At 57.8% G+C, this 24,660-nt stretch carries 20 protein-coding genes; 10 read left to right on the top strand and 10 right to left on the bottom strand.

What is annotated here, in order from left to right; translation table 11 throughout:
- Nucleotides 1–5: 5 nt before the first annotated feature.
- Nucleotides 6–1,070, bottom strand: a complete 1,065-nt coding sequence (locus K6G35_RS30160) for a sterol desaturase family protein (RefSeq protein ID WP_327077466.1) — start codon at nucleotides 1,068–1,070, stop codon at nucleotides 6–8.
- 16 nt (nucleotides 1,071–1,086) lie between these two features.
- On the opposite strand from K6G35_RS30160, the gene K6G35_RS30155 reads away from it, so the two are divergent.
- Complete coding sequence (locus K6G35_RS30155) at nucleotides 1,087–2,085, top strand: AraC family transcriptional regulator (RefSeq protein WP_495677154.1); 999 nt, start codon at nucleotides 1,087–1,089, stop codon at nucleotides 2,083–2,085.
- Between the two features lie 230 nt (nucleotides 2,086–2,315).
- On the opposite strand, the gene K6G35_RS30150 is transcribed toward K6G35_RS30155, so the two are convergent.
- The 3 genes from K6G35_RS30150 to K6G35_RS30140 form a co-directional block, all read right to left on the bottom strand.
- Nucleotides 2,316–2,654, bottom strand: coding sequence for an EthD domain-containing protein (locus K6G35_RS30150; RefSeq protein WP_052495067.1), 339 nt, complete (start codon nucleotides 2,652–2,654; stop codon nucleotides 2,316–2,318).
- Nucleotides 2,655–2,981: 327 nt separating this feature from the next.
- Nucleotides 2,982–4,589 carry a GMC family oxidoreductase gene (locus K6G35_RS30145; RefSeq protein WP_058698260.1) on the bottom strand — a complete coding sequence of 536 codons (1,608 nt, stop codon included), beginning with the start codon at nucleotides 4,587–4,589 and terminating at the stop codon, nucleotides 2,982–2,984.
- 10 nt (nucleotides 4,590–4,599) lie between these two features.
- On the bottom strand, nucleotides 4,600–5,976 hold the full coding sequence (locus K6G35_RS30140; RefSeq protein WP_070940839.1) for an MFS transporter: 1,377 nt from the start codon (nucleotides 5,974–5,976) through the stop codon (nucleotides 4,600–4,602).
- Nucleotides 5,977–7,011: 1,035 nt separating this feature from the next.
- On the opposite strand from K6G35_RS30140, the gene K6G35_RS30135 reads away from it, so the two are divergent.
- The 5 genes from K6G35_RS30135 to K6G35_RS30115 all read left to right on the top strand — a co-directional run bounded on the left by K6G35_RS30135 (nucleotide 7,012) and on the right by K6G35_RS30115 (nucleotide 12,208).
- The gene (locus K6G35_RS30135) at nucleotides 7,012–8,301 is read left to right on the top strand and encodes a cytochrome P450 (protein WP_196765234.1); all 1,290 of its coding nucleotides are present in this window, start codon (nucleotides 7,012–7,014) and stop codon (nucleotides 8,299–8,301) included.
- Nucleotides 8,302–8,324: 23 nt separating this feature from the next.
- Nucleotides 8,325–8,522: a ferredoxin gene (locus K6G35_RS30130; RefSeq protein ID WP_043355325.1), complete on the top strand. Its 198-nt coding sequence runs from the start codon at nucleotides 8,325–8,327 to the stop codon at nucleotides 8,520–8,522.
- Nucleotides 8,522–9,718, top strand: coding sequence for an NAD(P)/FAD-dependent oxidoreductase (locus K6G35_RS30125; RefSeq protein WP_058698238.1), 1,197 nt, complete (start codon nucleotides 8,522–8,524; stop codon nucleotides 9,716–9,718). The genes K6G35_RS30130 and K6G35_RS30125 overlap by 1 nt, the downstream gene beginning before the upstream one ends.
- A 31-nt stretch (nucleotides 9,719–9,749) precedes the next feature.
- Nucleotides 9,750–10,718, top strand: coding sequence for a Bug family tripartite tricarboxylate transporter substrate binding protein (locus K6G35_RS30120; protein WP_043355327.1), 969 nt, complete (start codon nucleotides 9,750–9,752; stop codon nucleotides 10,716–10,718).
- A 62-nt stretch (nucleotides 10,719–10,780) separates the two neighbouring features.
- A complete protein-coding gene (locus K6G35_RS30115; RefSeq protein WP_058698237.1) occupies nucleotides 10,781–12,208 on the top strand; it encodes an NAD-dependent succinate-semialdehyde dehydrogenase in 1,428 nt (475 codons plus the stop codon).
- Nucleotides 12,209–12,465: 257 nt separating this feature from the next.
- Here the strand turns inward: K6G35_RS30115 and K6G35_RS30110 are convergent, their stop codons facing one another.
- From K6G35_RS30110 to K6G35_RS30085, 6 genes are all read right to left on the bottom strand, one after another.
- On the bottom strand, nucleotides 12,466–12,831 hold the full coding sequence (locus K6G35_RS30110) for a MarR family transcriptional regulator (RefSeq protein ID WP_224040759.1): 366 nt from the start codon (nucleotides 12,829–12,831) through the stop codon (nucleotides 12,466–12,468).
- A 387-nt stretch (nucleotides 12,832–13,218) separates the two neighbouring features.
- Complete coding sequence (locus K6G35_RS30105) at nucleotides 13,219–13,743, bottom strand: gamma carbonic anhydrase family protein (protein WP_058698235.1); 525 nt, start codon at nucleotides 13,741–13,743, stop codon at nucleotides 13,219–13,221.
- Between the two features lie 127 nt (nucleotides 13,744–13,870).
- The gene (glcF, locus tag K6G35_RS30100) at nucleotides 13,871–15,130 is read right to left on the bottom strand and encodes a glycolate oxidase subunit GlcF (RefSeq protein WP_043358198.1); all 1,260 of its coding nucleotides are present in this window, start codon (nucleotides 15,128–15,130) and stop codon (nucleotides 13,871–13,873) included.
- Nucleotides 15,131–15,140: 10 nt separating this feature from the next.
- Nucleotides 15,141–16,214: a glycolate oxidase subunit GlcE gene (gene glcE / locus K6G35_RS30095; RefSeq protein WP_058698234.1), complete on the bottom strand. Its 1,074-nt coding sequence runs from the start codon at nucleotides 16,212–16,214 to the stop codon at nucleotides 15,141–15,143.
- Between the two features lies 1 nt (nucleotide 16,215).
- Nucleotides 16,216–17,727 (bottom strand): FAD-linked oxidase C-terminal domain-containing protein, encoded by a 1,512-nt coding sequence (locus tag K6G35_RS30090; RefSeq protein ID WP_043355338.1) that lies wholly within the window; start codon nucleotides 17,725–17,727, stop codon nucleotides 16,216–16,218.
- A 332-nt stretch (nucleotides 17,728–18,059) separates the two neighbouring features.
- Complete coding sequence (locus tag K6G35_RS30085; RefSeq protein WP_058698233.1) at nucleotides 18,060–18,941, bottom strand: LysR substrate-binding domain-containing protein; 882 nt, start codon at nucleotides 18,939–18,941, stop codon at nucleotides 18,060–18,062.
- A gap of 472 nt (nucleotides 18,942–19,413) precedes the next feature.
- Here K6G35_RS30085 and K6G35_RS30080 point away from each other — a divergent pair, with 472 nt between their 5' ends.
- From K6G35_RS30080 to K6G35_RS30065, 4 genes are all read left to right on the top strand, one after another.
- Nucleotides 19,414–21,018 carry an FAD-binding oxidoreductase gene (locus K6G35_RS30080; protein WP_043355342.1) on the top strand — a complete coding sequence of 535 codons (1,605 nt, stop codon included), beginning with the start codon at nucleotides 19,414–19,416 and terminating at the stop codon, nucleotides 21,016–21,018.
- Between the two features lie 34 nt (nucleotides 21,019–21,052).
- The gene (locus K6G35_RS30075) at nucleotides 21,053–22,276 is read left to right on the top strand and encodes a CaiB/BaiF CoA transferase family protein (RefSeq protein WP_058698232.1); all 1,224 of its coding nucleotides are present in this window, start codon (nucleotides 21,053–21,055) and stop codon (nucleotides 22,274–22,276) included.
- Between the two features lie 58 nt (nucleotides 22,277–22,334).
- Nucleotides 22,335–23,321 (top strand): Bug family tripartite tricarboxylate transporter substrate binding protein, encoded by a 987-nt coding sequence (locus tag K6G35_RS30070; protein ID WP_043355346.1) that lies wholly within the window; start codon nucleotides 22,335–22,337, stop codon nucleotides 23,319–23,321.
- Between the two features lie 129 nt (nucleotides 23,322–23,450).
- Nucleotides 23,451–24,470, top strand: a complete 1,020-nt coding sequence (locus tag K6G35_RS30065; RefSeq protein ID WP_058698231.1) for a LacI family DNA-binding transcriptional regulator — start codon at nucleotides 23,451–23,453, stop codon at nucleotides 24,468–24,470.
- Nucleotides 24,471–24,660 lie beyond the last annotated feature (190 nt).

Below are 24,660 nucleotides of genomic sequence, written 5' to 3'. Positions count from 1 at the left end.
GGCTCTCAGGTAGCGGATGTTGACGGAGTGGGTGTCGACTCACTGCCGGTCGGCTCGTTCCTGTCCACCGTCCATGTGTGGATGGGTTCATGACCACGGCGCACCCATTCCGGCGGCCGCCACAGGTGTTGCAGTCGCTGCCACACGGGCCCCGGTGACATCACGTCACGCCACATGTCGACAAACTCGTGGAGATTCAGCACCAGGATATTGTAGGACTTAATCTGTTGGGTGATGCCGTATTGCACCGTCTCCCGTTCTTCTTCGAAAGTGCCAAACATGCGATCGAAAATGATCAACATGCCACCGTAGTTCTTGTCGATATATTGGTCGTTTCGGCCATGATGGGCACGGTGATGGGACGGTGTATTGAAGATGTACTCAATCCAGCCAGGAAGGCGGCGGATCAGTTCGGTATGAATGAAATACTGATAGGACAGATTCACGGCCAGGATGAGTGCGACTGCGGCCGGCGGCACACCGAGGAGCACGGGAGGAAGGAAAAAGATGAAACTCCCAGCGACCACATTGAGCATCGATTGTCGTGCCGCCGTAGTGAAGTTCATGCTCTCGCCGGTATGATGAACGACGTGCGCCGCCCAAAACCAGCGGATTCGATGGCTGGCGCGATGAAACCAGTAGTAGCAGAACTCGACCGACAGAATGATTGGGAGAATGGTCCAACCGTCCACCGGGATATCAAACAAACGTTTTGAATATACCCACGCATAGATGGATCCTGTCACAAGAGCCACTCCCAGGGGCTCCATGATCTGGTAAGTGGTGCCCAATGCGATGTTCGCCCACACCTCCTTCCAGTTCAGTGTCGATTCGGCTCTACGCCTTCGATTGATCAGGGTCTCGAGACTGAATGCAATGATGAAGAGAGGAACCATGCTGAGCATGAACGCCTGCTTCCAATCCACGGACTTCCCAAATATGGAATGCAGCCAGTTCATCATATCGGACGGCAATTTAGACTCCTGTTCGCTTGGCTTGCCGACAGTTTGATCAAACTGGTGACCCTCCGCATTGACAGTCCTCGACACTTTCTTGACACTTCGCGACATTGTTCATTGTCATCCCATGTCCGCGCCCACCGCTTACTACGCCAGCACCTACGTGAACCTGCTTTTCGACTACTTGCAGGACCAAGGGCTGGATGCCGTGCATGTGCTGGGGGAATCCAGCCCTAATTGCCAGGAAGTGCGACTCTACGCGCTCGATCACTGGCGGCGTTTGCTTGAGCGTGCCGCCGAGGTTTGCAATGATCCGCTCCTCGGATTGCACGTTGGCCAGCGCATTGCGCCTGCGCATCTCGGCGTGCTTGGATACGCACTTGGGGCTTGCCCTGACGTCGGGGCTGTCTTGCAACGCTGGCAACAGTACGACCGTGTGGTTGCAAACGTAACGCCGGCGGAGCTAAGAACCGAAGGTAAGTCCGTCGTGATGACGTGGCCCCGTTCGACGGAACCAACGGGGCCGCTCGTTGACGAAACGGCCTTGGCTGCGATGACCCGTTTCACGCGAGCCATGACAGATGGTGATGTGAGGCTGGAGGAGGTGTGCTTTGTTAACGCAACACCTCAAGACACCACCCCTTATCTTGCATACTTCGGCTGCCCGGTGAAGTTCGACCAACCGGAGACGAGTCTGCGCTTCCCCGCCGACCTTTTGCAGGCGCCTCTGCGTCAACCTGATGAAGCGCTACTGCGAATCATGGAGCTTCAGGTACAGGCTGTGTTGGGTGCCATGCCGAAGATGGATGACATGGAACATGCCATCAGGCAAGCGGTAGCCGGGCTCGCGCGTCAAGGCGAAGTGAGCCTTGAAACAGTGGCTTCCTCCATGCACATGACCCCCCGCACGTTGCAGCGGCGACTCGACAAACTGGGTCTGAAATTTCGCGAGCTACGTGACGACGCGAGACGCCGGATTGCAGAGAATTACCTAAAAGATCCACGGCTTTCGCTCGCTGAGGTGGCCTGGATACTTGGGTACTCGGAGCACAGTGCATTTACTCGCGCATTCCGGAGATGGACATCGCAGAGCCCGCAAGCCTGGCGCCGCGAAATGGATGCGTGATCCGCTACGGGCAACAACGCAGTCGCCCATGTGATTGCAGCGCTGAAGGTTTTAGGCTGGCCTCCTGGGCCCAAGTCCCAAGCTCTCGCACCGGGTTGCATGGCCTTCCATCGCCGCTACGGCGGAGTAAGCGACCCGCCCTGGCCCGTCGCCTCACGTGGCGGAGAAGCTGTTGAGCTTCTACCCGACTCATCTTTGAGACGACGGGAAAGCAGGTACTTCCATGCCGTCTACTTACTGCGAATCACCTCGGTGATTGGCTCGAAATAGCAACCATATTTGACATCGCCTACCGTGTCACTCATTTGCATCTCCGCTGTGTTGACGCGAGCCTGGATCCCATCTGTGACGACCTGCGGGTCAGCGGCTTCGCAGTTATAGAGTGCCAGGTACTGCCACGGATGAGGCCCCGCTTTTCGCTGCTGCTCCGTGCGACTGAAGCGCTGTGCACTCACCACGCCCGGTACACGCAACACGTCTGGAAGGTGCTGCTCGGTATACCAGCGATTGAACTCTTCTTCACGCCCCGGAACCGCGTTCGTGAGTACCAAATAGGTGAACTTGACCATTCTTATCTCCTTAAGGTTATTGAAGTACAGGGAATGTCCAGCGGCCGATGCCCTGTGACGCGCCCGTGATGGGTATGTGTTGACTGGCGAGTCCCTTGTTCACGTGGTCCTCTTTGCTGGAACCCGCGCTTTGGCATTCCGGCGGTTTCGGCGCTTGAGAGAAAGGGTGTGGCCCAACGCTTCCATCAAACGACGCAAGCCCGTAGACGTTCCCGTTCGATGCTGGGAAATCTATGCTGCAACCTTTCGTCCCCGTGTAAGGGGACAACCGGGAAGAAGGCGACGGAGCAAGCTCCAATCGCCAGTGAACAGAGTTCTCCGAAAACTTCAACGAGCGGATGTGCGTGAATTTCGTATCAAGTCTGCGGCCTTCTCTGCCATGGCCATAATGGGAAGGTTCGTGTTCCCACTGATGATCGTGGGCATCACAGATCCATCAATTACTCTCAAATTCTCAACCCCGCGAACTTTCAACTCCTCATCAACAACAGCGTTGTCGTCGACTCCCATGCGACACGTGCCAACCGGGTGATAGATGGTTTCCGCATGCGAGCGTATCCATGCCTTACGGGCTGCACCGGTGGAGAAAGCATCGATGTCGAGCCTTCGTTTGATGTACTTCCGGAGCGCCGGCTGGTCGACAATCTCGCACGTGCGTTCCACGCCGCGCACCAAACTCTCCAGGTCAGACTCGTCTGAGAGGAAGCGAGGGTCGATTCGGGGAGAAGCGGACGGATCTGAGGAACGCAGTCGCAGCACGCCTCTACTTTTTGGACGCAGCTGGCATACGCGGACTGCAAATCCGTGGGGAACTTTTTCGTTCGGCGGTGGATTACGCATCGCAATGATCAGATGGGCCTGCCACTCAGGCAGATCCGGATTTCCGCCGGAGCTGTAGAATGCTCCTGCCTCAACGCCTTGAGAGGAAGCCGGCCCGCCTCCTGAAAGAAGATAGCGAGCTCCTGCCATTCCGCCTCTTACCAGGCCGATATAGGGCGTAAGCGTATTGGGCTGCGACGCTTCTAAGCGAATCGCGCAATCAAGATGGTCCTGAAGGTTCTCACCGACGCCTTGCAGATCGACCACGGGAGCGATACCAATCGACTGCAGATGTTTGGCCGGTCCGATCCCCGACAGCATCAGGAGTTGCGGTGAGGCAATGGCTCCTGCTGTCAGAATCACTTCCCGGTCCGCGCGAAGCTCCACCTCCTCCCATCCATCCTCAATCACTACGCCTTGCGCTCGCTTTCCAGCAAGGAGAATCCTGCGGACTTTACAGTTCGCCATTAATGTCAGATTGGATCGGTTACCTGCTCGATCCAGGTAACGATAAGCGCCGGATCGCTTTCCCTCGGCAATCGTAAGCTCGTAGAATCCTGCGCCTACCTGCGACGCGCCATTGAATCCGTTGTTCTCGGGCATACCGGCAGATACTGCGCTCTCTATGAACGAAGTCGATATGGCGTTTTGCTGCGTGCCGTATGACAGGCGAATCGGACCCGCGTACCCGCGATCGTCATTCCTCGCCTTCGTTACCAGTGATGCATCCTCAATCTTTCGAAAATAAGGACGAAGGGATTCATAGTCCCAGCCCGACAGGCCCTGAGATGCCCAGTTGTCGTAATCGGATCGGTTCCCCCGGATAGCAATCATGGAATTGATCGAGGATGAACCGCCCACCACCTTGCCCCGGGGTATATAAATATTCCGATTGTCCAGCTGTGTCTGGGGCTCCGTCCAATAGCGCCAGTTGAATTTTTGACTCTTATAGAGAACCCGGATCCCTGCCGGCATCTGAACAAAGATGGATGACGCGGGAGCGCCCGCCTCTATCAGCAGTACCTTGACGCTGGGATCTTCACTCAGCCGAGAAGCGAGAACACACCCTGCCGAGCCGGCGCCGATAACAATGTAGTCGTATGTAGCGGTTTTCATAATCAGGAGATCACTCAACGCGAGCCGATGCCTTGAGCGCCATGCGCACGCGGCGAATGTGCTCGTCCGACTGTCCGAGCTCGTCAATCGGTACTCGTGACGTTTCAGGAGACGCCAAGATGGCAAAAATAGACAACACCGCGCCTCCCATCATGAAATAGGCGGGTGATGAAGGGTTTCCGGTCAGCTTCGTCAGAGAAGCGCTGATTAAAGGAGCGGTGCCGCCAAATAGCACCATGGCCATGTTGTAGCCTATCGACATGGCGCTGTAGCGTGTGCGTGTCGGAAACAGCTCCGTCATCATGCAGAACGGCGCGCTGCCATACATCCCTATCAGTACACCGACGCTAGCCATCGTGGCAATTACCACCTCTGGTGTCGAGCCCACGACGATCCGGAACAAAGGAAGCGCAACGACGAGGTATGCCAATGCCGCCGTAAAGGCGACGGGTCGTCGACCCACGCGGTCGGATAGCGCTGCAGCGAATGGGATCACAATCACTGAACCCAGAAAGGCCAGGCCGGACGCCGCTAGAGCTTGCCCGCTACTCAACCGACCAGTTGACACGAGATATGACGGGAGATACGCCAGGATCAAGTAGTAAGGGATGCCGTGTGAGATCGCTACGCCAAGACATTTGACAATGCTTCGCCAGTCGTCACGAAGGGCCTCCCGCAATGGTGCTTGTGCCGCGCCCTCGCGTTCCAAGTGCAACCGGAATGCCGGTGTTTCCTCGATGCGCAGCCGCAGCCAGAACGCACCCAACCCAATCGGGCCAGCGATCAGGAAGGGCAATCGCCAGGCCCATGCCTCAACTGCCGTCTGACCAAAAATGCTGGTGATCGCCAGAACAAGACCGGATCCGCTCAACGCACCAATTCCAGCCGACATACCAAAGAACCCGATCACAACGCCACGCCGGCGTGTCGGGGCGTACTCGGCAAGGAATGCGAGTGCTCCACCTGCTTCGCCTCCCGCGGAAAATCCCTGAATCATGCGTAGGGCTACCAGCAGCAAAGGAGCGGCGATGCCAATCGCCTCGTATCCCGGTAGGACACCGACCAACACCGTCGAAACGCTGATCAAACCAACGACAATCGCGAGCGTATCGCGCCGTCCAAGCCGGTCTCCCAGCGATCCAAAAAACAGAGCGCCGAGTGGTCGGGTAACGAATGCGACGGAGAATGCCGCGAAAGCCGCTATCAGGCTAACGATCGGGTCGCTGCTTGGGAAGAACACCTTCGCCAGGGTGGCGGATAGATAGCCATACAACGAGTAGTCAAACCACTCCAGCATGTTTCCCACGGCGGCACCGGAGATCGGCTTGAGAACATCCCGGACCCGCTGGGGGGTGGGGGTCGAACCTCTTCGGGGATGATGTTGCATTGATTTTGTCTCCACTTCTATAAGCAATGTTTGAAAAACCGAAGCGCGCTTACTCTTATTTGTCGTAAATATTAGGTAGCCTACCTATTACAATCAAATAGGCGTTTACCCTCCCATCAACGAAGTCAGGTGGCTGATTTTGAGCCGCAAATGGCACTTTTACACTTTATCTTGACAGACCATCGTGGCGACCTATGCTCCATGTAATCGATTGCATCGTGGAATGGGCTATGCGCCGATGCGAACGAGTGTTGAAAGACCTGCTTTTTTCTTGCGGTGGCCCCCCTAACTAAAGTCGATCACCCCGGAGGTAGCTATGTCACTGATGGCAGCGGTACGCGAGGCGTTCAATCAATGGGAGCGCTTTCGATTCATGTCGATGTTCGAGTACCTCAGTGCCGAGTTAGGGGAGAGCTGGAGCCTATTTATTTGATTTGTAGGCTGCCAAAGCGAGGTCGCTTCGGCTTTCTCGCTTGCCTTCTTGCACCGGCTTCACTGTCCCCCCGCGCCTCTTTAACAACGCGTCGTGAGGCTGCCCCCTTGGTCAGCGAGTGGTGGCGATCGCACACTTCTAACCCCACGTCCATGCGGGTGTTTTTTCACGCCTATGCATAGGTAAGAACCGAAGCCCTGCGATCCCGACCTCACGGAAGGTCCCGGCGTCAAAGGTGGCCTCCAGCAGGTCCCAAGCGGGCCTCCGGCCGCGCCTCACTCGGTACCGACCTCTGTCGTCAGCCAGCCCGGCCGGACCGCATATCTACCCTGGGACGAGCTATAACAACCAGAAGGCAAACAGTCCTCGCGCATACCCAGTGGGTCACCGGCGGCATATCTTGACCACTGAAATCGGCGGTCGCCCGCCTTCAGGCCAACTGGGCTCCCCCAGTCTAGCCACGCCCTCCTCTCCCACCCCTGGTCCCGCTCGAGATTTGTGACGCGAGGTCAATCCTCTGCACCGATTAGGGTAAACCCCTTTTGCACATAGTAGGTAGGCTACCTAATATGTACTCACAATTTCCCATCGGAGACATATTCATGACCGCCCCCCAAACCCCCACGCAGTCGACTGGCTGCCCGTTTCACGCGGCCTCACCTGCGCAGTCCACGTGTCCGATGCACGCTGGCGGGGACAGCGGCATCCCCGACTTTCCGCCCGAACGGGTCGATCCTTTGTCGCCGCCGCCGGTGTACTTCCAGATGCAGCAAGGAAGCGGCTTGGGGCAAGCTAGGCTCTGGGACGGAAAGATCGCCTGGCTGATTACGCGCTATGACGACGTCCGCTCGGTCCTGTCTGACCCTCGCTTTAGTTCTGACATTACGAATCCCGGCTATCCCACTGTCAGTGCTGCAATGAAAGTTGCCCGGGGTAGTAACCGGACCTTCATCACCATGGATGCACCCAAGCATGCAGAGCATCGGCGCATGCTGACAGGTGAATTCTCGATCCGCAAAATCGAGGCCCTTCGCCCGCGGATTCAGGCGATCGTAGACAAGCTGCTGGACGACTTCGCAACAAAGCCTCAACCCTCCGACCTGGTTAGCGCCTTTACGTTGGCTACGCCGGCATTGGCGATCTCAGAGTTGCTTGGCGTTCCGTACGAAGACCATGACTTCTTTCAGGAACTGGCGATGGTCCTGACGTCGAGTAGTGCGACGCTTGAGGAGGCCATCGCCGCAAATCATGAGTTGTGCGAGGTGTACCTGAAGGGCCTGGTGGCGAAGAGATCGGAGAACCCCGGGGAAGATATCCTCAGCCGCCTCATCGTCAATCACGTACGAAAGGGCGATATCACCGAAACGGACGTTGTTTCCCTTGCAAGGCTCTTGCTGATTGCCGGCCACGAGACCACGGCGAATACGACCGCAATGGGAGTGCTTTTCCTCCTGCAACGACCGGATATCTGGAATGAGCTTCGACAAGACACAAGCCTCGTTCCAAATGCGGTGGAAGAAATTCTGCGCTATCTGGATGTCACACATTCAGGAAAGCGTCGTGTCGCGACCGAGGACATTGTCGTGAACGGACAAATGATCCAGGCGGGCGACCCCGTTGTAGTGCTGAGTGTCTCGGCCAATCGCGACAGCTCGAAATTTGAAGATCCGAATGTGTTCGACCTTCGCCGAGATTCAAGGACGCAGGTCTCGTTCGGATACGGCCCGCATCAGTGCATCGGTCAACCCCTCGCACGGCTCGAAATGCAGATCATGTTCACCGCCTTGCTGGAGCGGTTTCCGAACCTCGAGCTTGCTGTTCCCGTGGAAAGCCTTGAGTTCAAGGGCGATTCACTCATGTATGGCGTCAAGGAACTCCCTGTTCGCTGGTAATCCCGACTTAAATGAGAAGCATCATGAAAATCACAATCTACCCCGAAAAGTGCTGCGGTTCTGGTCAATGTGTCGTCAACGCGCCGGATCTGTTCGACCAAAAGGACAATGGCATCGTCATTCTCTTGAACGCAGAGCCGTCGGCTGACCAATTCGAATCAGCACGCCTGGCGGCTGGCATCTGCCCAGCGCTCGCCATCGAGATTCACGAGGATCAGTGATGAACTCCCCCGAGCACATCGTCGTTGCCGGCGCCTCGGCCGCCGGCATCACGGCAGCACGAGCGCTGCGCGCACAGGGCTGGGGAGGGCGGCTCACGCTGATTGGAAAGGAAGGCGGCATGCCCTATGACCGCCCTCCTCTTTCAAAGCGGCTGATGGCAGGAGAATGTCCGGTAGAGGCGCTCAACCTTGTGTCCGAAGACGGCATGAAGGCGCTGAACCTGCACTACCTGGACGGGACATCGGCCACCGGCCTCGATACGGACGCCAGTTCACTGCAACTCAGCAACGGCTCCACACTTCAATATGATCGCTTGCTGATCGCCACGGGCGCGGACGCTCGAGTGATTCCCAACCTCAGCCAGGCGGCGAACTGCTACAGCCTGCGCAACTTAAACGACGCGCTGGCGATTCGGGAACATCTGACTGCCGGAAAGCGGGTACTAGTAGTCGGCGCGGGCTTCATCGGCACAGAGTTAGCGGCGATTGCAAAGACCAGCGGCTGTGAGGTGACCGTCATCGACAAGTCGAAAGTTCCTCTCGGGGCGCGAGTCGGGGATATCGTTGGGAAGCGGATCGAAAAACTCCATGAAGCCAACGGCGTGGTTTTCCACAACGACTGCGAACTCAGGGAGGTGAAATGGCGTGACCGCACCATTACCGAAGTCCGCTTGGACACTGGGGTTGTGATTGCTTGCGACGTAATTGTTGTGGCTATCGGCGCAGTTCCCAGCGTGCAGTGGTGCAGCGGATTAAACATCCGCAGCGGCGTAGTCTGCAATGAATACTGTGAAGCAGCCCCGAACGTATATGCCGCCGGCGATGCTGCAGAGTGGTTTCACAAAGGCTACGGCGAGCACATGCGTATTGAACACCGGACGAATGCAAGCGAACAGGCGATGGCCGCGGCAAAGAACATGCTCGGCTCTCGCGTTGAATACGCTCCGCTGCCGTTCTTCTGGTCGGATCAGTACCAGGTCCAAATCCACAGCTACGGACGCATCGGCCCTCAATACACCGTTGAAGTTGTCGAAGGGGATCAACTGAAAGACGACTCCTGCATCTTTCGCTACTACCAGGGAGACGTTTTGATGGGCGTTCTTAGTTGGAACGCCAGTAGAAAAGCGCGTGAGCACATCAAGCCGTTGAAGGAGGAGTGGACGAAGAGCCACGCTCCAGCTGCGGTAGCAGGTTAAGGCTGTATTTCATAATAAAAGAGGAGACAACATGACAAAACCCGCTTCGGCTATCCGCAGAGCAGTCCTACTCTGCTCCCTGGCCCTGCCCTCCATCCTGTACGCCCAGCAATCTGGCCCGTTGCCGGTCCGGCTCTTTGTTGGCTACGGACCGGGCGGTGGCACCGACGTAGTTGCACGCGCAGTTGGCGAAGAGCTGGCAAAAATCTGGAATCGGCCCGTAATCGTCGAAAATCGGCCAGGCGCAAACGGGGCGATCGCCAGCAAGGCTGTCGCGCGAGCTGAACCGGACGGTTCGATCCTTCTGGTCATGCCCCCGTCCACGTTGATCATCGACGCAAACTTGCGCCCCACTGTTGCTGTCGATCCCACCAAGGAACTCACCCTTGTGAGCGGGCTAGCCGCAACCCCACTCGTTGTGGTGACCCCGGCTTCCGCGCCATACAACAACCTCGCTGACCTCATTAAGGCAGCTCGTGCGGCCAACGGGAAGTTCACGTACGGATGGGCCAACTTGGGCATGCGTGTCGGTATGGAGGAGTTCGCGCAAAAGACCGGGGTAAAGATGACCCCAGTCGGCTACAAGAGTGCTGGGCAAAGTGTCCCCGCTATCGTTTCAGGCGAGATCGATATGCTCATGATCGATATGGCACCGATCGCGCAACTCGTTAAGGCTGGAAAAGTGAAGGCCTTTGCCGTGTCGACGCCAGAACGCTCGCCTATGCTGCCAAACGTCCCTACATTCAAGGAAGCGGGGATTGACGTCCAGCTTACGGGAACCATCGCCCTGTATGCGCCTGCCAAGATGCCCCAGAACGCAATCAAAAAAATGCAGAGCGATGTCGCTACGATTTTGAAGAACGGCGAGCTTCGCACGCGGATGCAAGGCACTGGAATGGAAGTCATTACGCAGTCCCCGGAGGATTTCGAGGGCTACCTTAAGCAGCGCAAGAAGAGCATTGATGCAGTAATTAAGGTCGGTGATTTTAAGCTCGAATAGATCGACCTCCGTCACAAGCACAGAATTTCGTAGCTAACCTCTTAGTCATTGGAGTACACGCTGTGTATCCAGAATTATCCCTTTACATCAATGGCGAATTTCTCGGCATTGAAGGCCGGCGACACCAGGACGTAGTCAACCCTGCGACGGAGGAGGTCGTTGGGCGACTGCCGCTCGCCACCCGCGAGGACCTCGACACCGCCGTCGAGGCGGCTCATCGAGCTTTCCTGACGTGGCGCGACTCATCGCCTTTGGAACGCAGTGCAATCTTGCGTAAAGTTGCGGAGCTCGCCCGTCAAAGGGCGCCGGAAATCGGCCGCAACATGACCATTGACCAGGGGAAGCCTCTGCACGAAGCCGTGGGCGAAGTAACGGTTTGTGCAGAGCATGCGGACTGGCATGCAGAAGAGGCTCGGCGGATCTACGGCCGCGTGATCCCCAGCCGCAACCCTAACGTCCGCCAGCTCGTGCTACGTCAGCCGGTCGGAGTCTGCGCAGCCTTCACCCCTTGGAATTTTCCCTTCAATCAGGCGATCCGGAAAATCTCTGCCGCGCTTGGCGCAGGCTGTACGATCATTCTGAAGGGACCAGAAGAGACGCCGAGTGCCGTGCTGGCGATCGCTCAACTGTTCCATGATGCGGGCCTTCCTCCTGGTTGCTTAAACATTGTATTTGGCGTCCCGGCGGAGGTGTCAGCACACCTCATTGCATCTCCGCTGGTCCAGAAGATCTCCTTTACGGGGTCCACTGCTGTTGGCAAACAACTAGCAGCTCTCGCAGGATTCCATATGAAGCGAATCACTATGGAGCTTGGTGGTCACTCCCCTGCAATCGTCTTCGACGATGCGGATGTCGATACCGCCGCCGAGATGCTTGCAAACTACAAGCTGCGAAACGCTGGTCAGGTATGCGTCTCGCCCTCCCGCTTCTTCGTCCAGCGCGGGGCTTACGATAGGTTCCTCAGGCGTTTTACGGACGTCATTGGCGCAGTGCGGGTCGGCAACGGTATAGACAGCTCGACACAGATGGGACCGCTCGCAAACCAACGCCGTGTTGCTGCAATGGAAGGGTTGATTGCCGACTCCAAAGCGCGCGGCGGAAAGGTTGTCGTGGGAGGGACCAGGTGCAGCGACACAGGACATTTCTTCGCGCCCAGCGTCGTTATAGACATTTCAGACGACTCCATGCTCATGACTTGCGAGCCATTCGGCCCTGTCGCCCCGGTTGTAGCATTCGACGATCTGGATGAGGTGCTGGCACGGGCGAACAAACTGACTTACGGCCTGTCGTCTTACGTGTTTACCGAGTCAGCGAAGACAGCGCATGCTGTCTCTACCCGCCTTGAGGCCGGCATGGTCAACATCAACCACTTTGGAAGCGCTCTCGCCGAAACACCGTTTGGAGGCATTAAAGATAGCGGTATCGGGAGTGAGGGTGGGACCGAGACGTTCGACGGCTATCTCGTCACGAAATTTGTAACTCAAGTGTAGATCGGGGGCCGCAAAGGGCGATACGTCGCCCTTTCCCCCGAAGCTACGTTCCCAGTCAGGTTTTGGCGCCTAAGTGAGTGTTAGGCGCCTTTTTTATTAGCGTATAGGTCGCGGCAGTGCGGCCCATATTGGGCGATGCGGTTGCTCTCGGCGACTCTGACAACTCCCTGCATGGCTCCGCAGTTGCAGCGCAAGCGCGGCCGGCTAGCGATAAGCCTTCTCGAATCGTGTCGTCTTCCAGGAAGATTTCGTTGGTATTACTCGTGGTCCAGCCACGGTTCTCTTTTGAACATCTTATCGATGATGGGGAACATCGCGATCACCGTCTGCAACTCCTCGGGCGTCAATCCCTCCATGCGCTTGCCCAGTGCCGCCGTCCGCTGTGCGGCCAATTTGCCGGCCACAGCCCGGCCTTCATCAGTAATCTGAATCATGTTGTTGTACGAGCCGACGGGTGCGGAGCGCGCGATTAACTCGGCGTCGACCATCCGCCCGACAATCTGCGTCATCGTAGGCAATCTGACGCCTTCATTCCTGGCCAGATCGCTAACTCGCATCGGCCCTCTTACGAGCAATGCACTAAGAACAGCGCTCTGCGCGGGGGGCACGTGCGCCGCTCTCATTTCCCGCCGCAGCGCTACAACGATCCGCATCAAGCGGGGTCTAAGTTCGTCCGCAAGCATTTCAACCGTAGGTTCTGTCATGTCTACAAAAAGGGGGCAATCACTGAGCAGATGATATAACGATTCAGTGAAGAATGATCGCGCGAAGTACCTGGAGGCACCGAGTCGATATGGTCCGACTGGTGAGGGTAGCGACCACGCAGACAGCGGCGGCGCGTGAAGGGGTTCTGTGCCTGTGGCCGGGTAGCAACTCAAGGCCGGGCCTTGTCGCGTTCGTTCGCGATGGCCGGAGCACCAATCTTGATGGAGAGGGATGACGAGACGAGGCGCTGGCTGGCGCTCTCGTCTCAAGGCGTCGACGCTTGATCCGCCGACGCGCGGAGCTTGCTAACTCAGCTTGACCAGGTCCTTCTTGTACGTCTTCGCCTTGTTAATGTAGTCGTCAGCGTTCTTCTCGATCGCAGCTTTGACTTCCTCCGTTAGTTCACGTACCTGCTTTGCAGGTGTGCCCATGACCAAGCTTCCTGCCGGGAAGTTCTTGCGCTCGCCGATCAAGGATCCGGCCCCCACGAGGCATTGTTGTCCGAGTTCGGATCCATTCAGGATCACAGCCTGAATGCCGACCAGACTACGTGCTCCGACCTTGCAACCGTGAAGCATCGCCTGGTGTCCAATGGAGACCATCTCGCCTACCTCGACGGGAAAGCCAGGATCGGTGTGCAACACAGCCCCCTCCTGGACGTTCACGCCTCGCCTAATCGTGATCTTTTCATTGTCGCCGCGGATCACAGCGCCGGGCCAGATGGACACGTCTTCGGCGATTTCCACGTCGCCGATGATTACCGCATGCTCGGATACATACGAGCTCGGATGAATTGTCGGTTCTTTCTCTCCAATTCGATAGATCGCCACAAAATGCTCCTCTTATCTTGATGTGACTAACTTTTCGCCGACCGCGTTACTTGCAGGAGGCGAAACACTACTGCATGGGCCGCTCTCGCAGCCCGTGCCGACTTCGACGCCGTTTCTTGCCCTGCCGCTAGATAAATACTTGTTCCTCTGGTTGGACTGCCGGCTCGATTGCATCATCCAGTACCTCGATCCAGTGCTTTACTGGCGTGGGCGTTCCACTTTGCAAATGCTGGATGCAACCGATGTTCGCGGACACGATGCAGTCAGGTTGCTTCTCGCTCAGATGCTCGATCTTGCGGTCTCTGAGCTGGAGTGAAATTTCGGGCTGCAGAACGGAGTAGGTGCCGGCTGAGCCGCAACAAAGGTGACTCTCCACGCTGGCACGATGAACGGAAAAGCCCAACTGTCCCAGATGCTCCTCCACCACTCCCCGCAGCTTCTGGCCGTGTTGCAGCGTGCACGGCGGATGGAACGCCAAGGCCGGCTTGTCGCACGCTTTGACTTTGCCGCGCAGTCTTGGCAGAAGTTCAGGAAGCAATTCGCTCAGGTCGCGGGTCAACTCGCTAACCCGAGCTGCCTTCTCGGCGTACTCCGCGTCATGCTTTAGCAAGTCGGCGTAGTCCTTCACGGTCGCGCCGCAGCCGGACGCGTTCATGACAATTGCCTCGACTTCACCGCTGGAAATCGCCGGCCACCAGGCGTCGATGTTTCTGCGCATATCATCGAGGCCGCCCTTGTGATCTCCGGTGTGCAGCCGGATCGCGCCACAGCAACCGGCTCGAGGAACACTTACAACCTGAAAGTCGGCTGCATCGAGTACCCGCGCGGTCGCAGAATTGATGTTCGGCATCATCGCCGGCTGCACACAACCTTCGAGCATGAGCACTTTCCTGGCGTGGCGGCGCGTTGGGCGCTGACCCGCAGGTCTGCTCGGCGTAAGCTTGTTGGCGAGCTTGGAAGGAAGTAGCGGCCGAACCATTCGGCCAATCTTCATGGCCGGCAAGAACAATGGCGAAGTTAGCCCCTCACGCAGCAGCCAACGCACCGCGCGGTCTTTTGGCGGACGAGGAATTCGCTCATCGACTAGCTTCCGCCCAATGTGAACTAGCTTGCCGTACTCGACACCGCTGGGACAGGTGCTTTCACAGTTCCGGCACGTCAAGCAGCGGTCTAGATTCTGTTGGGTGCTTGCTGTGACCTCTTCCCCCTCAAGCAACTGCTTCATCAAGTAGATGCGTCCCCGGGGTCCGTTACGTTCATCGCCCAGAAGCAGGTAAGTCGGACACGTTGCCGTACAAAAGCCGCAATGCACGCACTTGCGCAGAATCTCTTCGGCCTCCGCCCCTTCTGGAGTGTTGGCAAACTCATGACTTAGTTTTGTCTGCATATGGAGCCCCTTACAGGCCGGGGTAGAGCCGACCAACATTGAAGATGCCATCGGGATCAAACGCTTGCTTGAGATTGCGATGAATCTCGAAGAGCGCATCGCTCGGTGGCGTGAACACGCCGCTCCTATGATGCGGATCCCTGAACAGCGTGGCGTGACCACCAAGCGATGACGCCATTTCCCGAACGTCCTCGATGGGATCGTCGGTGTATAGCCATCTCAATGCACCACCCCATTCAATAAGCTGATTCGCGGCCAAGAAGGGTTGGGAGACTGCCGGAACGGAAACACGCCAGAGAGGCGCGTCGCTCTGTGAAAAGAAGTCGTGGCGGTGGTCGCGGACGGCATCCCACCAGGACAACGCTTCGTCTGGTTCCAGCTCAGTCCCGCCCAAACGCTTTCTGGCTTCCGTGACAGCAGAGGCTGCACCACTCAGTCGGAGGAACAGCTTTCCGTCGTGCCAGGCACTCGCATTGACTGGCAATGCTTGCCGAGTCAGCCCGTTTAAGAGAGACAACGCCCCTGCTTCGTCGCGTTCGATGACCAGGGTGATCCTCGATGAATGAATGGGCAGAACCTTCAGCGAGACCTCACAGATAACACCGAGTATTCCCATTGAGCCGGCCAGGAGACGCGAAACGTCATAACCGGCAACGTTCTTCATCACTTGCCCGCCGAATGTCAGAAGCTCGCCTTTGCCGTTAATCATGGTCGCGCCGAGAACGAAGTCCCGAATGGACCCTACCCCGACGCGTGCTGGCCCGCTCAGACCTGCCGCGACCGCTCCTCCGACAGTACTTCCTTTAGCAAAGCGTGGCGGCTCAAAGGCAAGGTACTGATTGTGCTCGGCCAGCACGGCCTCAAGTTCTTCTAGCGGTGTGCCTGCACGAGCGGTGACAACCAGCTCAGACGGTTCATAGCTGCAAATTCCGCTGAGGCGCCGGACATCACACGGTTCACCCGACGGCTCTTCACCGTAGAAGCATTTCGTACCGCCGCCAACGATGTTGAGAGAGGTCTTCGTTTTTCTTGCATGCAGGACTGTCTCAATCAGATGAGACACTTCCGTGGGGATCGTCGTCATTCTAGAACCTCGGGATTTCTGGATGCGGCAGCATCCCACGCCGAACAGTCATGCGACCATATTCGGCACATCGATGCAGCGTCGGAATTACCTTCCCAGGATTCAAGAGCGATTGCGGATCGAATGCACGTTTCAGCGCAAACATTTGTTCTCGCTCTGCGCCTGAGAACTGAACGCACATTGAGTTCAGCTTCTCCACGCCCACACCGTGCTCTCCGGTCACCGTCCCGCCAAGCGTGACGCTTGTTTCCAGAATCTCTGCGCCGAATTGCTCCGCCTGGTGCAGTTCTTCGGGATTGTTGGCGTCGAAAAGGATCAGCGGATGTAGATTCCCGTCGCCGGCGTGGAACACGTTCACGCAGCGAAGCCCATAGCGCACCTCCATCTCGCTGATTGCTCGAAGGATCGCAGCGAGACTCTTGCGAGGAATCGTGGAATCCATGCACAGGTAATCCGGGCTCATGCGCCCCGTCGCGGGAAATGCATTCTTTCGCCCGCTCCAGAAACGAAGACGCTGCGCCTCGTCCTGACTTGCTTCAAGACGAGTGGCCCCGCTGGCGGTGAGGACGGCATTCATCTTCACAATCTCGTCCTCGACCTCCAACGCCGTCCCATCACTCTCGCACAATAGGATTGCGGCCGCGTCCAGGTCATAGCCAGCATGCACGAAGTCCTCTACGGCGGCGGTCATCGGCTTGTCCATCAGTTCCAGGCCGGCTGGGATGATGCCGGCCGCGATGACGTTGGCTACGGCGTCACCAGCGGCTTCGACGGTGTCGAAGCTTGCAACGATGCATCGCGCAAGTTCTGGCTTAGGAATTAACTTGACGGTGACTTCCAATGTCACTGCGAGCATCCCTTCACTGCCTACAACGACGCCGAGCAAATCGAGCCCAGGGACATCAAGGGCTTCCGATCCAAACTCTATCGCCTCGCCCTGAATGGTGTATCCCCGTACTTTCATTACGTTCTGCAACGTGAGTCCGTACTTGAGGCAATGGACGCCTCCGGAATTCTCGGCCACGTTTCCACCGATCGTGCAGGCAATCTGGCTGGACGGATCGGGGGCGTAGTACAGCCCATACGTAGCGGCTGCCTCACTGATTGCGGCGTTGCGTACACCGCATTGGACCACTGCGGTACAACTCACAGGATCTACCCTGACGATCCGGTTAAAACGAGCGAGCGAAAGGAGCACGCCCATCTCATGTGGGAGCGCACCGCCTGACAATCCCGTGCCTGCGCCCCGAGCCACGACGGGCGCACCGAGCGTCTTGCACGTTCGCAGAATGGCAACAACCTGCTCTTCTGTTTCGGGAAGCACCACGACGAGCGGCTGCGCCCGATAGGCCGTAAGGCCATCGCATTCAAATGGCTGGGTGTCCTCGCGCTGCGACAGGATAAGGTCCCTAGGCAGCACGCCTTCTAGCGCGGAAACCACTTCCGCACGCCGGGCTTCCCTCCGCTCAGCGTCAGTAGGATGTGCCAACCAGCCGTCACGCGTCGCATTCATGACTTTGCCCTCCTGGTGCGATGAAGCTGCGTCGTGCTGTGCCGGTCTATTGGATAATCAGTGCGGAGCGACGGCGCGACCGTAGCGAGCCGGCGAACCGCGCAATCAGCCTGGACGGATGCTGCAGCTCCAAGGCGGAGCGTTGCTTCCGGGCGCTGAGGCTCAAACGTTGAGCGATGAATGCGATGCATTGTGTGGGGAGGTTCTAATACACTTCTGTCAAAGGCGTCGACGAGACGCCATGACTTGACTGTAGACAATCACGCGATATAGCAGGTTGAGAGTTATTTGCGGTTGAGTTGCAGAAAACTTGATTGCCGTGTTTGGGCCGCTCAACTTAGCGAGTCGGTGAGCCACTCCATAAAGGCGGCGCACTCCCATCTCTCCAGGGCCCCAGGTTCCCAGCATAAGTAGTGCGCCATCTGTGAAGGCACGGATCGATCCGATATGCGGATGAGTCGCCCCCCCTCTAGCCATGACTGCGCCATACGGGTCCTCACTAGTGCCACGCCGAACCCGCACGCGGCTGCGTCATAGAGAAGCCCTAGATCGTTGAATTGAGCGCCCACATGCGGCTCCGTTCTCGTCAATCCACATGCGGAGAACCATGTCGTCCAAGGCTCAAGCGGGCTACGTATCAGACGCGCCTGGTCGATTTCACCCGCCATTTCGAAGCCTTCGAAGGGGCCGAACTCGTTGAGATAGGTAGGGCTGCAAGCCGGCGCCACCTCCTCCGAGAGAACGACGCGATGATCGACGTCCGCATATCCGCCCGCGCCGTACCGGATTTCCAAATCGGATGGCTCGGCTGTGACGTCCAGGAATGGGATGGAGACCTGCAAGATAAGGTCGATGTCCGGATACTTGTTGCGGAACAGTTCCAGTTTGGGCATCAGGAACTGCCTGGAGAAAGTTGGGGTCACCGCGACCCGCAGTCGCGTGGAAGAGGCTTTTCCATTTTTGACCGGCATCTGCTGTAGCGCAGCGAGGCCGCTTCGGACATTCGCCAGGTACGCTGCACCATGTGCAGAAAGCGTGAAGTCACTCCGCCCGAAGAGTTCAACACCGAGGTGAGATTCAAGCTGGCGGATTCGATGACTCACGGCGCTGGTTGTTACACACAACTCGTCGGCGGCACGTGTGGCGCTCCGAAGCCTTGCAACCGTCTCGAAGGTGACAAGACATTGAATGGGCGGGATGTGTTGCAGGGCCATATCTTCTCTCCGTTTGGTGGGCTACCCAGGGCGGATATGCCGCATGTCATCGCTTGAGGCCTAGGGAGCGGCCACACTTCTTGCTGCTCTGTCGCTCGAGCACCATGCCAACGCTGCAACGAGCAAGCGCCCCCAGATTGCTTGCTCAGGATCGACTCACTGGGTCCTCAGGCAAGGACGTACCTGACGCCCTGCAAGGGAAGACCACCAAGTAAGTCGCTCTCCAACCCACAGTGACCTCGCCGCGGGAAGGTCTCTTAGCGATCCGACCTCTTCGTCGACTCCTGCTCCAACCCATGGCCGCGACTGCGTTAACTGCTTGACATTATGCCGCACCAATCTAAACTTATGTAATCGATTGCACGCAGTGCTGTTTTCGCCTCATCACCGTACTGGCATTGGTTATTTACAGTCTCTGACGCAGGTTACCGTAACGTATGTAATCGATTACCACATCACACAGGAGGCAACAATGCAGGAACGTCGTCGTAAGTTTTACGGGTGGGGCTATGAGGGTGACACCGTCACGCCGGACGAAATCCGGGAGTTCGAGGCAGCGTGGACACGCTTGCTGGGTGTCGAGCACTTCGAAGCGACACCTTTTCCGACGCCCGAAGAAATTTCGCTGCGCAAACCTCGCGTACAGCTGCCCGCGTCGCTTCGCGAAATCTGCACAAGCGATCATTACGACCGCCTGTATCACACCTACGGCGCGGGCACCATGGATGTTGCGCGCGCAATGCGCCGGGAATTTTCCAACCCGCCGGACGTCATCGCCTACCCGCGCACTGAGCAGGACATCGTGGACCTGTTCGACTGGTGCGGGCGCCAGAACGTTGCTGCAGTTCCGTACGGCGGCGGCACCAGCGTCGTGGCCGGCGTGAATCCGCCCGAGCACGATCGTTACCGTGGCGTGGTGTCCATCGACATGAAGCACTTCAACAAAGTGCTGGAGGTAGACCAAACATCGCAGGCCGCGCGCATTCAAGCGGGCGTCCTTGGCCCGGAGCTGGAACGACAGCTCAAGCCCACCGGCCTGACCATGCGATTCTTCCTGCAAGCGTGGGAGTTCTCGTCACTGGGGGGTTGGATCGCAACGCGAGCAGCAGGCCACTTTGCGACCGCGTTCACTCAGATCGACGACCACGTCGAGAGCATGCGAGTGGTAACGCCCCAGGGTGCCATTGAATCCCGACGTTTCCCGGTATCGGGTTCGGGACCCAATCCGGATCGACTTTTCCTCGGCTCCGAAGGCGCACTGGGCATCATTACCGAGGCGTGGGTCAAGCTTCACCGCCGGCCGGTCTTCCGCAAGCAGGTGACCGTACGTTTCCGTGACTATGCGCGCGCTGTCGAGGCCACACGGGTACTGTCTCAATCTGGACTGAACCCTGCCAATGCCCGCCTTGTGGAACGCGAAGAAGCCTTGTACACGGGTTCGAGCGACGGCAGCTATGACATTCTCGTGCTGGGATTCGAGTCCGCCGACCACCCGGTCGAGGCACGCCTGAAGCGAGCACTGGAAATTTGCGCGGAGTGCGGCGGCGAATGGGACGATGATCCGGTCAGCGGAAACCAAGGTGGTGCGGACGCTGCGACATCGAGCTGGCGAAACAAGTTCCTGCGCGGCCCATACCTGCGCGAGTACGCCATTGCTCGCGGCGTCATGCGCGAGACCATGGAAACCGCGTGCACGTGGGACAAGTTCGCCGCTCTTCACGCGCACGTCAAGGCAGAAACGCATCGGGCCATTCGCGAAGTTACCGGCCGCCCGGGTTCGGTGACTTGCCGCTTTACCCACCTCTACCCTGATGGCCCTGCGCCATATTTCACGTGGTTTGCCTATGGCGATAAGGCTCGATTGCCCGAGCAGTTCCAAGCGATCAAACGCATTGGAGAGCAAGCCATGGTGGACGCAGGCGGTACGGTGACCCACCACCATGCGCTTGGTCGGGACCATCGCCCTTGGTACGACAAGGAACGGCCGGAGCTGTTCTGCACCGCGCTAAAGGCCGCCAAGCAGGCCTTTGATCCGCACCAGGTCTTGAACCCTGGCGTGCTGTTCGACCCGAGCTAATTAGTTAGAAACTCAAAAAAGAGGAGTAGGAGATATGGCAGGCCCCCTTGCAGGTATCAAGGTCCTAGACTTGAGCCGGATCCTTGCTGGACCCTGGAGCACGCAACTATTGTCCGACCTGGGCGCTGACGTGATGAAGGTTGAGCGTCCCGGCACCGGCGATGACACGCGAGCTTGGGGCCCGCCTTTCCTTACTCGTGAGGATGGCACGACGACGGAAGAGTCGGCGTACTTCCTTTGCGCCAATCGCGGGAAGCGTTCGATCACTCTGGATGTCAGCAGCAAGGTCGGTCAGGATTTGCTGCACGAGCTAGTCAAAGATTGCGACGTCTTCGTTGAGAACTACAAGTTCGGCGATATGCAACGTTACGGGTTGGACTTCAAGACCCTGAGTGAGATCAATCCTCGGCTCGTCTACTGCTCCATCACCGGCTTCGGGCAGACGGGCCCATACCGCAAGCGGGCTGGATACGATTTCGTGGTGCAAGCCATGGGCGGGCTGATGAGCATCACAGGCGAGCGCGACGGCGTCCCCGGTGGCGGCCCGCAAAAATGCGGGGTGCCCATATCGGACTTGATGACTGGCATGTATGCAAGCGTTGCAATTGTCAGCGCGCTATTTGAGCGAGTCGGCAGTGGCCGCGGGCAGTACGTCGATATGAGCCTGCTGGATACGCAGGTGGCGTGGCTGGCAAACCAGGCCTCGAACTATTTGGTGGGCGGGAGCCACCCGCGTCGTTGGGGCAACGCGCACCCCAATCTCGCACCCTATCAGTCATTCCCTGCAAGCGATGGCTCTCTGATCGTAGCAGTCGGTAATGACCGGCAGTTCCGAGCCATGTGCGAAGCGCTGGGTTTAATCAATCTTCCGGATGATGACCGCTATCGACGCAATGCGGATCGTCTAAAGAACCGTGAAAGTCTTGTGGAGGTGCTCTCGGCTCGCTTTGAAGAAGAAGAGAGAGACACGTGGCTCAAACTGCTGGAATCGGTCGGCGTACCTTGTGGCCCGATCCAGAGCATTCCAGAAGCACTGGAGGATCCCCATATCCGGGCGCGTGAAATGGTTTTCTCTTTGCCCCACAGCAGCGGTGCAAGCGCGCCCCAGGTTGCGAACCCTATCAAGTTCTCTCGCAGCAGTATCGACTACCTTCGCGCGCCCCCAGCGCTGGGCGAACACACTGAAACCATCCTGAAAAATGAGCTCGGGAAGTCTGTGGAGCAAATTGAGGCAATGCGCCGCGATGGGACGATCTGACGTGTAATCCGCCCGACCACAGTGATCACCATAAAGATCACGTTCAAAGGAGACAGACATGCATCGATTGCTACGAATTGCGGGGGCATTAGCCGTTTGCGGAGTGACACTGACCATCGGTCTGGCCGCCGCCCACGCTAAGGAATGGCCGGTCCAGCCGATTCGGGTCGTTCTTCCCTATCCCCCTGGCGGCGCCTCAGACGTGACCGCCAGGCTCCTAAGCGCTAAGCTTAGCCAGGCATGGGGAGAGTCTGTTGTTGTGGAGAACCGGCCTGGCGCAAACGGCATCATCGCTAATGAAGCCGTTGCGAAGGCGCAGCCTGACGGCTACACCGTGCTGATGGCCAACCTTGGGCCGAATGCCATCAACCCGGCCGTATACGGGAGACTTCCTTATGACACGCTGAAAGACTTTACGCCAGTTGTCTTGGTGACAAAGGTGCCGCTCATTATCGTCACGGCAGCAAATTCGCCGGTGAAGGACCTGCGCCAACTGGTCTCATTAGCAAAGGCCAAGCCAGGACAGATTACCTTTGGATCTGCAGGCAACGGTTCGGGCAGCCATCTGGCCGGGGAACTCCTTAGTACCATGGCTGGCGTCAAGATGAACCACGTTCCCTATAAGGGAGACGCGCCTTCGCTCACAGACGTGCTCGGTCAGCAGATCAATGTTGCCCTTCCCACCGCGCTTGCTGGAATGCCACATGTCAAGAGTGGAAAACTCAGGGCTCTTGCGGTCACGAGCAAGACTCGATTGCCGGCACTGCCCGATGTGCCGACGGTAGATGAAGCGCTCGGGATAAGCGGATACGAAGCCGTTTCTTGGGGTGGATTTATGGTGCCGACCGGGACCTCACCAGCCATCGTTGCTAAGATGAACAGCCAGTTCAACAAAGCCCTTCAGGATCCGGAGGTCCGCGACAAGCTGATGGCTCAAGGCGCGCAGATCGCAGGCGGCACCCCGGAAGCATTCGATGCGTTTCTGCGCACCGAAGTTACGAAATGGAAGCGCGTGGCTGATTCAGCAAAGGTCCGGCTCGACTAGCCCTCACCGGGAATGCCGGTCCGTCGTCGGGATACCCCCCGACGACGGAAACTGCCTGTGGACTACCAAGGTCGTTACAATGACGGCAGTCGGCCGATATCCCAGGCTGAAGATAACCGCTGATCCGATATGGTGAATGTCAAGCAAGTCGCCCTCCTCGCCGGCGTTTCCTCGGCAACAGTCTCCCGTGCACTGACATCGCCGGATCGGCTGCGACCTGACACGCTGGAGCGCGTGCAGAACGCCATCGCAAGCCTCAACTACGTCCCGTCTTCCTCGGCTCGGGACCTGCGTCAAGGGCGCACGCGATCGGTCGGCATCATTGCGCCGACACTGATGAACGAGCTTTACGCGAAAGCGGTCGATACCTTAGAGGCGCAGCTCGATCGGCTCGGATACACCGTTTTATTGACGTGCCACCGGGACGACAGTGAGACAGAACTACGCTGCGCGCGCGCGCTTTTGGAGCGCAGAGTCGACGGAATCGCCATTATCGGGTCACAGCATCACCCTGACGTCTTCTCGCTAATCCACAAGCATGCCATTCCGTATGTCCTAATGTGGGCCGTCGATCGTGAGGGTATGCATCCCACGGTGGGATATGACAATCGCTTGGCGATGCGCAGGTTGACGAGCTATTTGGTCAAACAGGGACATCGAAAGTTTGCCGTCCTCCCAGGGCCACTAGAGACTCAATTTCTCTCCTCTCAACGACTTCTGGGCATCCAAGACGTCCTCAGTGAGAACGGCATTTCGATACCCGACGACCGCATTCTCCCGACACCGTACGAAGCATCTGCCGTCCGGCAAGCGGTTCGGACCTGTCTCGAGCGTAATGACTCGCTGCCGCATCAGGAACAGCCGACTGCCCTGATATGCATCAATGACTTCGTTGCTGTGGCAGCGATCGCGGAGTGCCGCACATTGGGACTATCGGTTCCGAGCGACATCTCAGTTTCAGGCTTCGGCGACTGGCAGATGGCGGAACTGATGACGCCCGCACTCACGACCGTACACTCGAATCCCGTTCTGATTGGCGAACTTACTTCTCGTAACCTGGTTGATCAGATTGAAGGCGGGTCCAAACGCAATCAGACCGAGTTCGAGCCTGACCTTGTAGTTCGCGAAAGTACGGCGCCGCCCCGATAGTTGGTGAGCCAAACTACGTTTTGTCGCTACGGACGGAACTCAGCCGTCGCTCTAGCTAGGCCCTCACCGGGCACAAAGCGGTCGAAGCATACGTTGTCCAGCTATTAAATGAAGCGCTGCAGACAACGTTCTGAGGGAATTCTTCAGTCATGCGGGGCGCCTAATGGATATCAGTCTCTGCTCCATCCTG

The sequence above is a fragment of the Cupriavidus sp. HY129 genome, from assembly GCF_059492215.1.
Note: the sequence above shows the minus strand (reverse complement) of the source record. Positions and strands in the feature narration are given on the sequence as shown.

Coding starts and splice junctions, on each gene's coding strand:
- K6G35_RS30150 (WP_052495067.1), bottom strand. CDS start 2,654: ATGGTCAAGTTCACCTATTTGGTACTCACGAACGCGGTTCCGGGGCGT.
- K6G35_RS30070 (WP_043355346.1), top strand. CDS start 22,335: ATGCATCGATTGCTACGAATTGCGGGGGCATTAGCCGTTTGCGGAGTG.
- K6G35_RS30145 (WP_058698260.1), bottom strand. CDS start 4,589: ATGAAAACCGCTACATACGACTACATTGTTATCGGCGCCGGCTCGGCA.
- K6G35_RS30130 (WP_043355325.1), top strand. CDS start 8,325: ATGAAAATCACAATCTACCCCGAAAAGTGCTGCGGTTCTGGTCAATGT.
- K6G35_RS30075 (WP_058698232.1), top strand. CDS start 21,053: ATGGCAGGCCCCCTTGCAGGTATCAAGGTCCTAGACTTGAGCCGGATC.
- K6G35_RS30140 (WP_070940839.1), bottom strand. CDS start 5,976: ATGCAACATCATCCCCGAAGAGGTTCGACCCCCACCCCCCAGCGGGTC.
- K6G35_RS30080 (WP_043355342.1), top strand. CDS start 19,414: ATGCAGGAACGTCGTCGTAAGTTTTACGGGTGGGGCTATGAGGGTGAC.
- glcE (WP_058698234.1), bottom strand. CDS start 16,214: ATGACGACGATCCCCACGGAAGTGTCTCATCTGATTGAGACAGTCCTG.
- K6G35_RS30135 (WP_196765234.1), top strand. CDS start 7,012: ATGACCGCCCCCCAAACCCCCACGCAGTCGACTGGCTGCCCGTTTCAC.
- K6G35_RS30155 (WP_495677154.1), top strand. CDS start 1,087: ATGTCCGCGCCCACCGCTTACTACGCCAGCACCTACGTGAACCTGCTT.
- K6G35_RS30090 (WP_043355338.1), bottom strand. CDS start 17,727: ATGAATGCGACGCGTGACGGCTGGTTGGCACATCCTACTGACGCTGAG.
- K6G35_RS30120 (WP_043355327.1), top strand. CDS start 9,750: ATGACAAAACCCGCTTCGGCTATCCGCAGAGCAGTCCTACTCTGCTCC.
- glcF (WP_043358198.1), bottom strand. CDS start 15,130: ATGCAGACAAAACTAAGTCATGAGTTTGCCAACACTCCAGAAGGGGCG.
- K6G35_RS30160 (WP_327077466.1), bottom strand. CDS start 1,070: ATGTCGCGAAGTGTCAAGAAAGTGTCGAGGACTGTCAATGCGGAGGGT.
- K6G35_RS30125 (WP_058698238.1), top strand. CDS start 8,522: ATGAACTCCCCCGAGCACATCGTCGTTGCCGGCGCCTCGGCCGCCGGC.
- K6G35_RS30085 (WP_058698233.1), bottom strand. CDS start 18,941: ATGGCCCTGCAACACATCCCGCCCATTCAATGTCTTGTCACCTTCGAG.
- K6G35_RS30110 (WP_224040759.1), bottom strand. CDS start 12,831: ATGAGAGCGGCGCACGTGCCCCCCGCGCAGAGCGCTGTTCTTAGTGCA.
- K6G35_RS30065 (WP_058698231.1), top strand. CDS start 23,451: ATGGTGAATGTCAAGCAAGTCGCCCTCCTCGCCGGCGTTTCCTCGGCA.